This is a genomic window from Cupriavidus campinensis (genome assembly GCF_905397395.1).
GTDB lineage: Bacteria > Pseudomonadota > Gammaproteobacteria > Burkholderiales > Burkholderiaceae > Cupriavidus > Cupriavidus campinensis.
Map to the genome: position 1 here is coordinate 1 of NZ_CAJPVH010000088.1, position 13,562 is coordinate 13,562.

The 13,562-nt window shown below is 70.2% G+C and carries 14 protein-coding genes; 11 read left to right on the forward strand and 3 right to left on the reverse strand.

The window, feature by feature from the left end; translation table 11 throughout:
- Both KHO18_RS26600 and KHO18_RS26605 read left to right on the forward strand, forming a co-directional pair.
- The coding region (locus tag KHO18_RS26600) for a flagellar hook-length control protein FliK (protein WP_211944184.1) at positions 1 to 507 on the forward strand (507 nt) is incomplete at its 5' end.
- Between the two features lie 115 nt (positions 508 to 622).
- Positions 623 to 1,693: an alpha/beta fold hydrolase gene (locus tag KHO18_RS26605; protein WP_211944185.1), complete on the forward strand. Its 1,071-nt coding sequence runs from the start codon at positions 623 to 625 to the stop codon at positions 1,691 to 1,693.
- 6 nt (positions 1,694 to 1,699) lie between these two features.
- Here KHO18_RS26605 and KHO18_RS26610 read toward each other — a convergent pair whose 3' ends face one another.
- The gene (locus KHO18_RS26610) at positions 1,700 to 2,686 is read right to left on the reverse strand and encodes a glycoside hydrolase family protein (protein WP_244845116.1); all 987 of its coding nucleotides are present in this window, start codon (positions 2,684 to 2,686) and stop codon (positions 1,700 to 1,702) included.
- 258 nt (positions 2,687 to 2,944) lie between these two features.
- Between KHO18_RS26610 and alkB the strand changes: the two genes are divergently transcribed.
- The 5 genes from alkB to KHO18_RS26635 all read left to right on the forward strand — a co-directional run bounded on the left by alkB (position 2,945) and on the right by KHO18_RS26635 (position 7,687).
- Complete coding sequence (gene alkB, locus KHO18_RS26615; RefSeq protein WP_144202976.1) at positions 2,945 to 3,607, forward strand: DNA oxidative demethylase AlkB; 663 nt, start codon at positions 2,945 to 2,947, stop codon at positions 3,605 to 3,607.
- Between the two features lie 152 nt (positions 3,608 to 3,759).
- Positions 3,760 to 5,229, forward strand: a complete 1,470-nt coding sequence (locus KHO18_RS26620) for an SLC13 family permease (protein ID WP_211944186.1) — start codon at positions 3,760 to 3,762, stop codon at positions 5,227 to 5,229.
- Positions 5,230 to 5,349: 120 nt separating this feature from the next.
- Entirely contained in the window at positions 5,350 to 6,411 is a 1,062-nt protein-coding gene (locus KHO18_RS26625; protein WP_244845117.1) for an acyl-CoA dehydrogenase family protein, read from the forward strand.
- On the forward strand, positions 6,408 to 7,004 hold the full coding sequence (locus tag KHO18_RS26630; protein ID WP_211944187.1) for a class I SAM-dependent DNA methyltransferase: 597 nt from the start codon (positions 6,408 to 6,410) through the stop codon (positions 7,002 to 7,004). Before KHO18_RS26625 ends, KHO18_RS26630 begins: the two co-directional genes overlap by 4 nt.
- A complete protein-coding gene (locus KHO18_RS26635; protein WP_211944188.1) occupies positions 7,001 to 7,687 on the forward strand; it encodes a glycosyltransferase family 2 protein in 687 nt (228 codons plus the stop codon). The genes KHO18_RS26630 and KHO18_RS26635 overlap by 4 nt, the downstream gene beginning before the upstream one ends.
- A gap of 12 nt (positions 7,688 to 7,699) precedes the next feature.
- Here the strand turns inward: KHO18_RS26635 and KHO18_RS26640 are convergent, their stop codons facing one another.
- Positions 7,700 to 7,942, reverse strand: coding sequence for a helix-turn-helix domain-containing protein (locus KHO18_RS26640; protein WP_377731879.1), 243 nt, complete (start codon positions 7,940 to 7,942; stop codon positions 7,700 to 7,702).
- 278 nt (positions 7,943 to 8,220) lie between these two features.
- Complete coding sequence (locus KHO18_RS26645; RefSeq protein ID WP_211944194.1) at positions 8,221 to 9,174, reverse strand: DMT family transporter; 954 nt, start codon at positions 9,172 to 9,174, stop codon at positions 8,221 to 8,223.
- A 111-nt stretch (positions 9,175 to 9,285) separates the two neighbouring features.
- Between KHO18_RS26645 and KHO18_RS26650 the strand changes: the two genes are divergently transcribed.
- The 4 genes from KHO18_RS26650 to KHO18_RS26665 all read left to right on the forward strand — a co-directional run.
- On the forward strand, positions 9,286 to 9,666 hold the full coding sequence (locus KHO18_RS26650; protein ID WP_144202987.1) for a VOC family protein: 381 nt from the start codon (positions 9,286 to 9,288) through the stop codon (positions 9,664 to 9,666).
- A 120-nt stretch (positions 9,667 to 9,786) separates the two neighbouring features.
- Positions 9,787 to 11,526 carry an L-arabinonate dehydratase gene (araD, locus tag KHO18_RS26655; RefSeq protein WP_211944189.1) on the forward strand — a complete coding sequence of 580 codons (1,740 nt, stop codon included), beginning with the start codon at positions 9,787 to 9,789 and terminating at the stop codon, positions 11,524 to 11,526.
- Positions 11,527 to 11,625: 99 nt separating this feature from the next.
- Complete coding sequence (locus KHO18_RS26660) at positions 11,626 to 12,564, forward strand: 2-hydroxyacid dehydrogenase (RefSeq protein ID WP_211944190.1); 939 nt, start codon at positions 11,626 to 11,628, stop codon at positions 12,562 to 12,564.
- A gap of 121 nt (positions 12,565 to 12,685) precedes the next feature.
- Positions 12,686 to 13,562, forward strand: an 877-nt coding sequence (locus tag KHO18_RS26665; RefSeq protein ID WP_211944191.1) for an intradiol ring-cleavage dioxygenase, incomplete at its 3' end; no start/stop codon positions are given.

Here is a 13,562-nt window from a genome sequence, read left to right on the forward strand (position 1 = left end):
CAGGCTGCCGTGCATGCCACGCCGGCCGCCGCCGCAGCCGCCGCGCGTCCGGCCGTCGCGCCGAACGTCGGCGACAGCCAGTGGGCGCAGGCCCTCGGCCAGCAGATGGTGCGCCTGTCCACGCAAGGCAACCAGACCGCCGAACTCGATCTCAACCCGCCCAACCTCGGTCCGCTGAAGGTGGTGCTGAACGTGGTGAACGATCAGGCGCAGGCGCAATTCGTGTCGCCGCACCAGGCCGTGCGCGCCGCCGTGGAAGCCGCGCTGCCGCACCTGCGCACGTCGATGGCGGAAGCAGGCATCCAGCTGGGCCAGGCCTCGGTCGGCTCGGACGGCTTCGCCCAGGCCGGCAACGGCGGCCAGCAGCAACCGCAACGCCAGTCCGGCGGCAGCGCATTCGGCCAGGCCACCGGCTTCGGCAAGGACACGGCGCCCGCCGTGGCCGCTACGCCTGTCCCCCGCACCCCGCGCCCGCTGGCGCGCGGCGAGGTCGATACGTTCGCCTGATGCGCCGGGCATCGGACGGCGCCTGCGGCCAGCAGGTGCCCGTCCGGAACTTCCCCGCACGCGGGGCGGTCAGTTGTGCGACGATCCTGTCTCTTCCTCGCACCCCGCCCCCACCATGTTCCTGCTCCGCCAGACCCTGCTTGCCGCTGCGACTGTCGCCGCACTATCTGCGCCGCTCGCCCATGCCGCCGACCCCACATCGGCCACACCGCCCGCCACACCATCGGCCACACCGCCCGCCGACAGCGGCCCGGCCTACGGACCCGAACTCGAAGGCTTCGACTACCCCGCCCCGGTCCAGCGCTACCGCTTCACCTCCCAGGGCGAAGCCATGCAGATGGCCTTCCTCGACGTCAAACCCGAGAAGCCCAACGGCCGCGCGGTGGTCCTGCTCCACGGCAAGAACTTCTGCGCCGCCACCTGGCAGGAAACCATCCGCCAGCTGAGCGGCGCCGGCTACCGCGTGATCGCGCCGGACCAGATCGGCTTCTGCAAATCGACCAAGCCGGCGGGCTACCAGTACACCTTCCAGCAACTCGCCCGCAACACGCACGACCTGCTGGCATCCATCGGCGTCAGCAACGTGACGGTGATGGGCCATTCCACGGGCGGCATGCTGGCGATGCGCTACGCGCTGATGTACCCGCGCGAGACCCAGCAGCTCGTGCTGGTCAACCCGATCGGGCTTGAGGACTGGAAGGCCAAGGGCGTGCCGCCGCTCTCCGTGGACCAGTGGTACACGCGCGAGCTGGCCACCACCGCCGACCGCATCCGCAACTATGAGAGGGCCACGTACTATGCGGGCCAGTGGCGCGCTGACTACGAACCCTGGGTGCAGATGCTGGCCGGCCTCAACCGGGGTCCGGGCAAGCAGATCGTGGCGTGGAATTCGGCCCTGCTGTACGACATGATCTACACCCAGCCGGTGGTCTACGAAATGGGCGCCATCCAGGCCCCGACCCTCCTGCTGATCGGCGACAAGGACACCACCGCCATCGGCAAGGACGCCGCCCCGCCAGACGTCCAGGCCCGGCTAGGCCGCTACCCCGAACTGGCCAAAATCACGGCCCGCGCAATCCCGAACACCACGCTGGTGGAATTCCCCGAACTCGGCCACGCCCCCCAGATGCAGGACCCGGCGGCGTTTCATAAGGCGTTGCTGGAGGGGATGGCGCGGCCGAGGTAGCCCCGCTCAGAACGGCAACCCGATGTAGTACTTGCCCAACTCCGTCAGCTGCCCATCGCCGCCGAGCAGGCTGGTGAAGTGCATGTCGTTGTTCCAGCGGCCGGTGAACCAGGCGTAGCGGAACACGTCGGCGCGTTGTTCGCAGATGGCGACCATTTCCTTCATCTGCTGTTTCTGCTTCTCGATGGTGTCGATCTGGGCGCCGTCGGCGTTGCTGTGCCAGTTGGCGAACTCGGTTACCCAGAACGGCTTGTTGTACTTCATCAGCCGGTCGAGCTGGCCGCCGAGGCCGTAGTCGTACCAGTGGAAGGCCAGGTAGTCGATGCGCGGGTCGCGGTTGCCGTTGGCGGTGCGATAGGCGGCGTAGAACGCGTCCATCCAGACCACCGGGTCCTGGTAGCCGGGCATGGTGCCCCAGGTGATGGTCGGGCCGACCAGCTTGACGCCGGTGTGGGCGGCGATGGCCTCGTAGCGCGGCCAGACGGTGGCGGCCTGCGCCGGGGTCAGGTTGGCCTGATCGGTGAGGTTCGGCTCGTTCATCAGCAGCAGGTACTTCACGCGCGGATTGGCCAGCAGCCAGGCCTCGATGGCGGCGTCGTTGAAGTTGTCATTCCAGAGCATGGGAATGAAGTCCATGCTGTACGTGGTGGTGGCATCGGCGGGCGCCGTGCCGTTGGGCTTGGCGGCCCAGTTGTACCACCAGGACACCCCGGGGGCGAGCGCTGCGAAGTCCTGCGCGCTGACCAGGTCGTAGGCCACGCCGCGCTTGGCGCTCTTGGTCACGCCCGGCGTGCCGGGGTCCGGATTGTTCACCGGCGGCACCGGCGGATTCGCCGGCGTCAACGGCGCGCCGGCGCCAGGCGAGCCGTTGGTCGCCTCCTCGCCCCCGCCGCCACAGGCGGCCAGTGCCAGCATGCCGGCGATCAGTCCCGCGCCCAGCAAGCGCCGGACAAGTGTCATCCCGCGCCGTGGCGCGAATTGCTTGGTTTCCATCGTATTGACCCCTTCTGGTTATTCCCGTGCGCGCTGTGTTTTTGTCGATCCGCGCTATCGTCCCTTGACGGAACTCGCGGATGATAACGGAAGCGCACTCGGAATCCATGCCGGTTTGCCCATTTACAACGGTGCTCACCGTCCGTTGGCACCCCGTTGGCACCCCGATAGCGTGAACGCGCTGCACGCCCCGGCCACCCGGCAACCGGGCGAGCCGCTATCATCGGCATGCCGCGCCCGCCCGGTCCCCCACCCATCATGACTTTCGACCTCTTCGACGCCCTTCCCGCCGACCCCGACACCCCGCCCGCCACCGAGCCCCTGGGCCCGGGCGCCGTGGTGCTGCGGGGTTTTGCGCGCGATGTCGATACCCGCCTGCTGGCCGCCGTGGACCACCTCAGCGCGCAGGCCCCGTTCCGCCACCTGATCACCCCCGGCGGGCTGCGCATGTCCGTGGCCATGACCAACTGCGGCGAGGCGGGCTGGGTCTCCGACCGCACCGGCTACCGCTACGACCCCGCCGACCCCGATTCCGGCGCGCCGTGGCCGCCCATGCCCGAGGTGTTCCGCGCGTTGGCCGAGCGCGCCGCCGCCAGCGCCGGCTACCCCGGCTTCGCGCCCGATGCCTGCCTGATCAACCGCTACCTGCCCGGCACGCGGCTCTCGCTCCATCAGGACCGCGACGAACTGGACCTGCGCGCGCCCATCGTCTCGGTCTCGCTCGGCCTGCCCTCCACCTTCCTCTGGGGCGGCCTGCGCCGCGCGGACAAGCCGGCGCGCATCCGGCTCGCCCATGGCGACGTGGTGGTGTGGGGCGGCCCGTCGCGGCTGGTCTTCCACGGCATTGCGCCGCTGGCGGATGACGATCACGCGCTCACCGGGCGCACGCGCATCAATCTGACCTTCCGCAAGACACGCTGAACCGGAAAACACAAGCGACAATTCCTCGCGCCGGGCACCAGTTACGCATCCGGCACGCGCCAGAGGCGTGCAGTACGATACGGCACCACGACAAATGGCTGCCGGCGCCAGACGTCAACAATCGCGCGACCGGCATCCGAAGAGACACCGCGATGCCTGCCGATTCGACCCCCGCCGCCAAGCCAACGGCAACGCCCACGCCCACGCCCACGCCCACGCCAACCGCCCCGCAATTTTCCGGCCGCCCGGCGGACTCCATCCGCGCCGCGCTGCTGATCGCAGCCAGCATCGCCGCGGTCTGGATCGCCGGCCAGGCCGCCGGGGCGCCGCCCGCGCTGATCTGGGCCGGCGCGCTGGTGGTCTCCACCGTGTCCTGCTGGGCCACTGGCGCGCTGCCCGAACCCACCGCCACGCTGCTGTTCTTCCTGTGCGCGGTGGTCCTCCATATCGCGCCCGCGCCGGTGGTGTTCTCCGGCTTCACGTCCACGGCCTGGTGGCTGATGTTCGGCGGCGCGGTGACCGGCGTGGCGCTGCGCGGCACGGGGCTGGCGCTGCGGCTGGCGGACATCATCTTCCACAAGCGCGTCAACACCTATCCGCAGGTGATTGCCACGGTAGCCATGAGCGCGGTGGGGCTGGCGTTCCTGATGCCGTCCACCACGGGCCGGGTGCTGCTGTTGATGCCGATCGTGCTGGCGCTGTCAGACCGTCTCGGCTTCCGGCCCGGATCGAACGGGCGCATCGGCATGGTGCTGACCGTGGCGGCGGCCAGCTACATGCCGCCCACCTCGATCCTGCCGGCCAACATCCCCAACAGCGTGCTGCTGGGCGCGGCCAACTCGCTCTATGGCATCAACCTCAGCTATGGCAGCTACCTGCTGCTGCATTTCCCGGTGCTGGGCGCGCTGAAGACCGTGGTGCTGGTCTGGCTGGTCTGCAAGCTGTTCCCGGAGACGGCGGCGATGACGCCGCAGCCGCCCGCCGCGCGCACGCCCATGAGCAAGCCCGAGACGCTGCTCGCGCTGCTGCTGGCGCTGGCCGTGGCCGCGTTCGCCACAGACGCCTGGCACGGCATCTCGCCCGCCTGGATCTCGCTGGCGGCGTGCATCGTCTGCCTGCTGCCCGGCATCGGGCTGGTCTCGCCCAAGGCGCTGACCGAGCAGGTGCACCTGGTGCCGCTGCTCTACGTGGCCGGGTTCCTCGGCCTGGGCGCGGTAGTCGAGCACACCGGCCTCGGCACGGCCATCAGCGCCGCGCTGCTGCACTGGCTGCCGCTGGCGCCGGGCCACACTGCCGGTAACGTCGGCGCGCTGGGCGCGATGGGGGCCGTGCTCGGGCTGATGTCGACGCTGCCCGCGCTCCCCGCCGTGATGACGCCGCTGGCGCGCGACCTGGCCACCGCCACCGGCCTGCCGCTGGAAACCGTGCTGATGTTGCAGGTGCCGGTGTTCTCGACGGTGTTCTTCCCCTACCAGTCGCCGCCCATCGTCATCGCCATGCAGCTGGGCGGCGTGGGCCTGCGGCACGGCACGCGGCTGTGCCTGGCGCTGGCGGCCATCACGGTGGTGGTGCTGCTGCCGCTGGATTACCTCTGGTGGCGCCTGCTGGGCTACCTGCCGTAACCAAACCCCCTGTGGGATTCGGCTGACATCGCGGCGCGCCGTTTGCCGGCAGGCGCCGCGCGGCGCCGTGCGTACCCTCCAAGTGACAGATTCCGATGCTGGCACGAGGATGGAGGCACCATGGGCGACTTTCCGGACAATCACGGCGCGCACGCCCACCTCGGGGCCCTGATCTCCGAGTTCGTCCGGGGCGGCAACATCCCCCTCCCCGGCCATGGCCAGACACTGGCGCGCTGGCAACTGTTCGCCACCATCGCCGCCAAGCGGGGCGCGGTCGCCATCAAGCTGTTCGAGGCCCATGCCGATGCGCTGGCCATCCTCGCCGAAGTCGCCGGCGCCACGCCGGCCCCCGACACCCGCTGGGCGATCTGGGCGGCGGAACCGCCCGATGCCCGCCTGCGCGTGCAGACCGATGATTTGCCCAAGGTCCCCCCCGACCTCTCCCACATTGCAGGACTGACCGACTCTGCCAGCTTCACCCCCGCCCGCCTCACCGGCCGCAAGGCCTGGTGTTCCGGCGCCGGCGAGGTCTCGCACGCGCTCGTTACCTGCTGGCTGGATCAGGCGGAGCCCGGTGCCCAGCGGCTGGCCGTCGTCGACATGGCCAGCCCCGGCATCCGCGTCACGCGCGAGGGCTGGCACGCCGTGGGCATGGCCGCCACCGATAGCGGCGATGTCCTGTTCGACGATTGCCCCGCGCTGCTGCTGGCCGCGCCGGACGCCTACCTACGCCGCCCCGGCTTCTGGCACGGCGGGGCCGGCATCGCAGCCTGCTGGCATGGCGCGGCGCTGCCGCTGGCCAACGCCGTGGCCAACGCCGTGCGCGCGGCGCTGAAGAAGCGGGACGACCCCCACGCCGCCGCCCACCTCGCCGCCATCGACGGCGACCTGCACGCCAGCGCCGCGCTGCTGCGCGAGACCGCGCGATGGATCGACGACCATCCCACCGAAGACGCCTTCGTGCCGGCCATGCGCGCCCGCACCGTGATCGAGGCCGCCGTGCTGCGCGTGATCCAGCACGCCGGCAACACACTGGGCGCCGGCCCGCTGTGCCGCAACCCGACGCTGGCCGCGCTGTACGCCGACCTGCCCGTGCTGCTGCGCCAGAGCCATGCCGAACGCGACCTCGCCGCGCTGGGCCAGCGGCTGGCGCAGGGCGATAGCGATATGGGAACGCTATGACCGCAACCGCCACGGACTTCCACGCCATGTTCGAGAACCCCGACCCCTGGGGCCTGGAGTCGCTCTGGTACGAGGCCCGCAAGCGCGACGTGGTGCTCGCCGCGCTGCCTGACGCCCGCTACGGCACAGCATTCGAGGCCGGCTGCGCCACCGGCATGCTGACCGAGCGCCTCGCCGCGCGCTGCGACCACCTGCTCGCCGTGGATCTCGTGCCCCGCGCCGTGGCCTGCGCGCGCGAGCGCGTGGCACGGCACCGGCATGTCGAGGTCGCCACCGCCAACCTGCCAACGGACTGGCCCACGGAAGGCCCCTTCGACCTGATGGTGCTCAGCGAGATCGGCTACTTCTTCGCCCCCGACGCCTGGCTTGAGACCGCGCAGCGCGCGGCCGGCGCGCTGACCGAGGCGGGCGTGATCCTGGCCTGCCACTGGCAGCGCCCGTTCGCCGGGCGCACGCAGTCCACGCGGCAGGTGCACGCGGCCATCGCGCGGCAACCGGGGCTGCATCGCCATGTGCGGCATCTGGAGCCGGATTTCCTGCTCGAAGTCTGGTCGCGCAACGCGCGGCCGCTCCGCCAGCGGGAGCCAGCATGATCGGCGTAGTCGTGCCCGTTCACAATGAGGAAGACCATCTGGAGGCATGCCTGCGGGCGCTGGCCATGGCGGCCACCCATCCGGCGCTCGGTGGCGAAGCAGTGCGCGTGGTGATCGTGCTCGATGCCTGCGACGATGGCTCGGCCGCCATCGCCCAACGCCACGCGCCGGAGCGCATCACCTGCCTGTCGATTGCCGCGCGCAACGTGGGCGAGGCGCGCCGCGCCGGCGCCCAGCATCTGCTGGCCCAGCAGGCGCGCTGGCTGGCCTTTACCGATGCCGACAGCCGCGTGGCGCCGGACTGGCTGGTGGCGCAGCTCGCGCTACGCGCCGATGCGGTCTGCGGACTGGTCACGGTGGAGGACTGGAGCCCCCAGCCGCCGCACGTGGCCACGCGGTTTGCCGCGCGCTACCGGCGCGAGGAGGGGCACCGGCATGTCCACGGCGCCAACCTCGGGGTGTGCTCGCATGCCTACCGGCGCGCGGGCGGATTCCTGCCGCATCCGGTCAGCGAGGACGTGGCGTTGATCGAGGCGCTGCAGGCCATCAACGCCCATATCGCCTGGAGCACGCTGCCGCAGGTGACCACCAGCGCGCGGGCGCGTGGCAGGCTGGCCGGCGGCTTTGCCGATCACCTCGCGATGCTGGCCACGGCGCACGAGGGCGAAACGCTGTTGCCCTGAGTGAGTCGTGCCTTACCACTCGAACTTCTGGATTTCCGCCTCCCCGATCGCGCGGTGCTGCACGACGAGATCGAGGTCATACGCCCCGAGCAGCGCCAGCAATTGCCCCGCGCTGATGGTCTCGGGGTTCAGCTCCATATGCGAAATGCGGCTTTGACTGATGTCGAGCCGGGCGGCCGCTTCCGCCTGTGTCAGGCCGGCGACCTTGCGTGCGCCTTGCAGCACCTGTCCAAGCTGGTCAGGGGTGGAAATCATGACTCTCAGCATCGCGGTCATCCAGGAAAAGTTAAAAATCTATCAATTCTGACCATTGATTGACAAAAACTCCTAGCGCTAGATCAAGCGACTACGCATGCCATAGGTAAGTGCCCGCTTCGCCGAATGTAATGTTGTCAAAATAAAACGCTCGCCCCGCAGCGGCGCGGTGGCAAGCCCTACAAACGGAGGGAGGCGGAGGGAGGCGGAGTGAGGCGGAGGGAGGCGCCCAGCGTGGAGAACGAGCCGCGCAGTGGAAGAGAAATCGGTATGCGGGACTAGCGTCGCCGCGCGGCGATGACCAGCGCGATGCCGCCGAGGATGGCCACCGCGCTGACCGCCAGCCGCGCGGTCATCGGCTCGCCCAGCCAGGCGATGCCGCCCAGCGCGGCCTGCACCGGCACACTCAACTGCACCGTGGCCGCCGTGGTGGACGCCAGCCCGCGCAGCGCGGCGTACCAGATCACATAGCCGATGCCGGACGTCACCGCGCCCGAGGCCGCCGCCAGCGCCACCCCGTGCCAGTCGACCGAAAGCTGGGAGACCGTCCCCCTGCTCACCACGCTCAGCACGCTCACCACGCTCACCGCCAGCGCCAGCGGCACCCCGCGCACGAAGTTGCCGGTGGTGGCGGCCAGCGCGTCCGGCGCGCCCCGGCCCCGCAACGAATAGACGCCCCAGCCGATGCCGGCGACGGCCATCAGCAGCGTCGCCCCGGGCGGCGGGGCCTGCAAACCCGGCAGCACCAGCCAGACCAGGCCCGCCAGCGCCAGCACAATGCCGAGCCACTGCGCCGCGCGCAGGCGGTCGCCACGCCGCAGGCCGTCGCCGATCATGGTCGCCTGCACGCTGGCGAACAGCACCAGCGCCCCGGTGCCGGCGGCCAGCCGCAGGTAGGCGAAGGAAAAGCCGCATGCATAGACCAGCAGCGCCACCGCACCGATCCAGTCGCCCCCCATCTGCGCGTGCGCGTGCCCGTGCCCATGCCGCAGGTCCCGCGCGTCACCCCGGGCGCGCAGGTACAGGATCGCCCCCAGCACCAGGGCGGCCGAGGCCACCCGCACCAGCGTGAACGTGGCCGCGTCGATGCCGGTGCCCTTCAGCGCCGCCCGCGCCAGCAGCGAATTGGCCGCGAAGGCGACCATCGCCAGCGCGGTCAGGGCAGCCGTGGTGGCCGTGGTGGCGGGGGGTGCCGGGAGGGTCGTCCGGGGGGTGGACGGGGGCCGGGCCATCATCGATTTGTCATTTGGGAGAAGGGGGCCGATGAACCATACTGGGGCCATGATGCGCCCATACAGGTGTTCATGTGGGCGCCCCCCACCAGCCAGATCCAGGAGACCACCATGCTCAGGGACAGCCATGCTTTCAGCGGATTCTCGGTCAACGACCTCGCCATGGCCAAGGACTTCTACGCCAACACGCTCGGCCTTGTGGTCACGGAGGAGCACGGCATGCTGGCGCTCAACCTGCCCGGCGGCAACCACGTGCTGCTCTATCCCAAGTCCAACCACGCGCCGGCCACGTTCACGGTGCTGAACTTCCCGGTGGAGAGCGTCGAGAAGACCGTGGACAGCCTCTCGCACCACGGCGTGCGCTTCGAAATGTATGACGAACCCGGCATGAAGACCGACGCGCGCGGCATCTGCCGGGGCGAAGGCGGCCCCGTCATCGCGTGGTTCCGAGACCCGGCCGGCAACATCCTCTCGATACTGGAGGAGCAGTAGCCTGCGCAGGTCTCCGGCGTTGCCGGATCGGTGTGCCTGCCAATACACTAGTGCCTCCAACCCACACCCCAACGGCGTGCTGCCTGGCAGGCGCCGTGACGACAGCAACGGTGGAGACACATGACAGTTCGAAGAAAGACCCCCGACACGCTGCGCAGCGCGCGCTGGTTTGCCCCCGATGACCTGCGCTCCTCGGGCCATCGCTCGCGCATCATGCAGATGGGCTACGCGCCCGACGAGTGGATGGGCAAGCCGCTCATCGCCATCCTGAACACCTGGTCGGACATCAACCCCTGCCACGCCCACTTCCGCCAGCGCGTGGAAGACGTCAAGCGCGGCATCCTGCAGGCCGGCGGCTTCCCGGTGGAGCTGCCCGCCATCTCGCTCTCGGAAAGCTCGGTCAAGCCGACCACCATGCTCTACCGCAACCTGCTCGCCATCGAGGCGGAGGAGCTGATCCGCTCGCATCCCGTGGATGGCGCGGTGCTGATGGGCGGCTGCGACAAGACCACGCCGGGCCTGCTGCTGGGCGCCACCAGCGCCGGCGTGCCCGCCATCTACGTGCCGGCCGGGCCGATGCTGCGCGGCAACTACAAGGGCAACGTGCTCGGCTCCGGCTCGGACGCCTGGAAATACTGGGACGAGCGCCGCGCCGGCAACCTGAGCCAGGCCGAGTGGATCGGCATCGAGGGCGGCATCGCGCGCAGCCACGGCACCTGCATGACGATGGGCACCGCCAGCACCATGACCGCCATCGCCGAGACGCTGGGCATGAGCCTGCCCGGCGCGTCGTCCATTCCGGCGGCGGATGCCAACCATATCCGCATGGCCTCCGAGTCGGGCCGGCGCATCGTCGAGATGGTCTGGGAAGACCTCACGCCGGCGCGCATCCAGACCCGGGCCGCGTACCTGAACGCCATCGTCGTGGCCATGGCCATGGGCTGCTCCACCAACGCCATCATCCACGTGATTGCCATGGCGCGCCGCGCCGGCCATGACATTGGGCTGGACGACTTCGACGCCGCCAGCCGGCATGTGCCGGTCATCGCCAACATCCGGCCCAGCGGCGACAAGTACCTGATGGAAGACTTCTATTACGCGGGCGGCCTGCCGGCGCTGATGAGCCGCATCCGGGACAAGCTCGACCTGACCACGCTGACCGTGACCGGCCGCACGCTGGGCGAGAACATCGCCGGGGCCGAAGTGCACAACGACGATGTGATCCGTACGACGGAGAACGCCCTGTACCGGGAAGGCGCGCTGGCCGTGCTGCGCGGCAATATCGCGCCGGACGGCTGCGTGATCAAACCGAGCGCCTGCGACCCGCGCTACTTCCGCCATACCGGCCCGGCGCTGGTGTTCGACGATTACCCGTCGATGAAGGCTGCCGTGGAGGACGAGAACCTCGACGTGACCGCCGACCATATCCTGATCCTGCGCAACGCCGGCCCCCAAGGCGGCCCCGGCATGCCGGAATGGGGCATGTTGCCGATCCCGAAGAAGCTGGTGAAGCAGGGCGTGCGCGACATGCTGCGCATGTCCGACGCGCGCATGAGCGGCACCAGCTACGGCGCCTGCATCCTCCATGTATCGCCCGAGGCGTACATCGGCGGGCCGTTCGCGCTGGTACGTACCGGCGACCTGATCTCGGTGGATATCGACCGGCGCAGCATCCACCTGGAGGTATCCGACGAAGAACTGGCGCGCCGCCGCGCCGTCTGGACCCCGCCGCCGCCCCGCTATGCGCGCGGCTACGGCTTCATGTTCTCCCGGCACATCCGCCAGGCCAATGACGGCTGCGACTTCGACTTCCTCCAGACCGATTTCGGCGACCCGGTGGGCGAGCCGAGCATCTACTGACCGCAAGCCTTCCGCAAGCATCGTCCCCGATAATGGCGGGCGCGCCGCCCCCGGCCGCCCTCCATCTTCCGCTACCTTCCCAGACAGGACCAATTCCGCATGAAACCCCGCCTTCTGCAGCACGGCCGCCTGCCCGAACACACCGAAGCCCGCCTCGCCGAATCCTTCGACGTGCACCCGCTCTGGGCCGAGACCGACCCCGCCGGCTACCTGGCCGCCCACGGCGCCGGGTTCGTGGCGATGACCACCCGGGCCGCCACGGGCGTGGACGCCAAGATGCTGGCCGCGCTGCCGAACCTGCGCGTGATCTCCAGCTTCGGCGTGGGGCTGGACAAGCTCGACCTGGACACCGCCCGTGCGCGCGGCATCGCGGTGGGCTACACGCCGGACGTGCTCAATGACTGCGTGGCCGACACAGCGTTCGCCCTGCTGATGGACGCGGCGCGCCAGGTCAGCGCGGCGGACCGCTACGTGCGGCGCGGCGAGTGGCCCAAGGCCCCCTATCCGCTAACCACGCGCGTCAGCGGCAAGCGGCTGGGCATCGTCGGCATGGGGCGTATCGGGCGCGTGATCGCCAGGCGCTCGTCGGGCTTCGACATGGAAGTGCGCTACTTCGGCCGCAAGCCGCAGGACGGCGTGGCCTATGGCTTCGAGCCGTCCGTGGAGGCGCTGGCGCGCTGGGCGGACTTCCTGGTCGTGGCCACCTCGGGCGGGCCGGAAACACGCCACCTGATCTCGGCCGGCGTGCTGGAGGCGCTCGGGCCGCAGGGCTACCTGATCAATATCGCGCGCGGCACCGTGGTGGACGAGGCCGCGCTGGTCGACGCCCTGACCCACAAGCGCATCGCCGGCGCCGGGCTGGACGTCTTCGAAAACGAACCGCACGTGCCCGAGGCGCTGTTCGGGCTGGACAACGTGGTGCTCCTGCCCCACGTGGCCAGCGGCACCCACGAGACCCGCGCGGCCATGGCCAACCTGGTGTTCGAGAACCTGGAGAGCTTCTTCGCCTCCGGCGCGGTGGTGAAATCGGCGCTCTGATCCGCCGATCGCCCCCTTGGTCGCCCCGTTACCACGTGTAGCCGGGGCGACACAGACGCGAAACACTGGCGGGGCACCCCCGGGACTACACTGGGCATTCCAGCTTTTTACGGAGCGTGCGATGCCCGACTCTCCTGCCTCGCCACCATCGACAGCATCGATCCCCCGCCGGCGCCACCTGCTGGCGCTGGGCCTGGGCAGCGCCGGCCTGACCGCGCTGGCCCGCGTGGCACCCGCCGCCGAACCCCGGCCGGCCACCGCCGCCACGCTCCCCCTGACCGCCCAGACCACCGAGGGCCCGTATTACTTCGATGCGGGCAAGATCCGGCAGGACATCACCGAAGGCCAGCCCGGCGTGCCGCTGGAGGTGCGCTTCACCGTGGTGGACGTGCAGGGCCGCCCCCTGGCCGGCCATCGCGTGGATCTCTGGCATTGCAACGCCGCCGGCGTGTACTCGGGCTATGACGGCCAGCGCGACGGGCAGCACGACGGCCAGCACGACGGGCAGCACGACGACAAGGGCCAGCGCATTAGCACGCGCGGCCAGACCTTCCTGCGCGGCAGCCAGCCGGTGGGCGCCGATGGCGTGGCGATGTTCCGCACGATCTATCCCGGCTGGTACGCCGGGCGCGCCACCCATCTGCATATGAAGGTGCTCGACCCGGCCGGCCGGGCGCACCTGACCACGCAGTGCTTCCTGCCCGATGCGCTCAACGAGTATCTGTATAGCCAGCTCCCCGCCTACCGGCGCCGGCAGGTGCGCGGCACGCTGAACAGCAACGACGGCATCGCGCTGATGGCCGGCGAGACCGTGCTCGGCGCCGTGCGCGAGGCGCACGACCGCTACGTGGCCACGTTGACGCTGGTGGTGGACCCCGCCGGCACGGCCCCGCGCGAGGGGTTTTCCGACCATCCGCCACCGGGCCCGCCGCCGATGTCCCGCGATGGCCGCCGCCCGCCGCCACCGCCGGGCCAGGGCGAGCAGGCCGCCCCGGCTG

What these genes read in the sequence shown, in the direction of transcription:
- alkB (WP_144202976.1), top strand. Translation starts at nt 2,945, where the DNA reads ATGACTTTCGACCTCTTCGACGCCCTTCCCGCCGACCCCGACACCCCG.
- KHO18_RS26625 (WP_244845117.1), top strand. Translation starts at nt 5,350, where the DNA reads ATGGGCGACTTTCCGGACAATCACGGCGCGCACGCCCACCTCGGGGCC.
- KHO18_RS26620 (WP_211944186.1), top strand. Translation starts at nt 3,760, where the DNA reads ATGCCTGCCGATTCGACCCCCGCCGCCAAGCCAACGGCAACGCCCACG.
- KHO18_RS26605 (WP_211944185.1), top strand. Translation starts at nt 623, where the DNA reads ATGTTCCTGCTCCGCCAGACCCTGCTTGCCGCTGCGACTGTCGCCGCA.
- KHO18_RS26610 (WP_244845116.1), bottom strand. Translation starts at nt 2,686, where the DNA reads ATGGAAACCAAGCAATTCGCGCCACGGCGCGGGATGACACTTGTCCGG.
- araD (WP_211944189.1), top strand. Translation starts at nt 9,787, where the DNA reads ATGACAGTTCGAAGAAAGACCCCCGACACGCTGCGCAGCGCGCGCTGG.
- KHO18_RS26650 (WP_144202987.1), top strand. Translation starts at nt 9,286, where the DNA reads ATGCTCAGGGACAGCCATGCTTTCAGCGGATTCTCGGTCAACGACCTC.
- KHO18_RS26645 (WP_211944194.1), bottom strand. Translation starts at nt 9,174, where the DNA reads ATGGCCCGGCCCCCGTCCACCCCCCGGACGACCCTCCCGGCACCCCCC.
- KHO18_RS26635 (WP_211944188.1), top strand. Translation starts at nt 7,001, where the DNA reads ATGATCGGCGTAGTCGTGCCCGTTCACAATGAGGAAGACCATCTGGAG.
- KHO18_RS26630 (WP_211944187.1), top strand. Translation starts at nt 6,408, where the DNA reads ATGACCGCAACCGCCACGGACTTCCACGCCATGTTCGAGAACCCCGAC.
- KHO18_RS26660 (WP_211944190.1), top strand. Translation starts at nt 11,626, where the DNA reads ATGAAACCCCGCCTTCTGCAGCACGGCCGCCTGCCCGAACACACCGAA.
- KHO18_RS26640 (WP_377731879.1), bottom strand. Translation starts at nt 7,942, where the DNA reads ATGATTTCCACCCCTGACCAGCTTGGACAGGTGCTGCAAGGCGCACGC.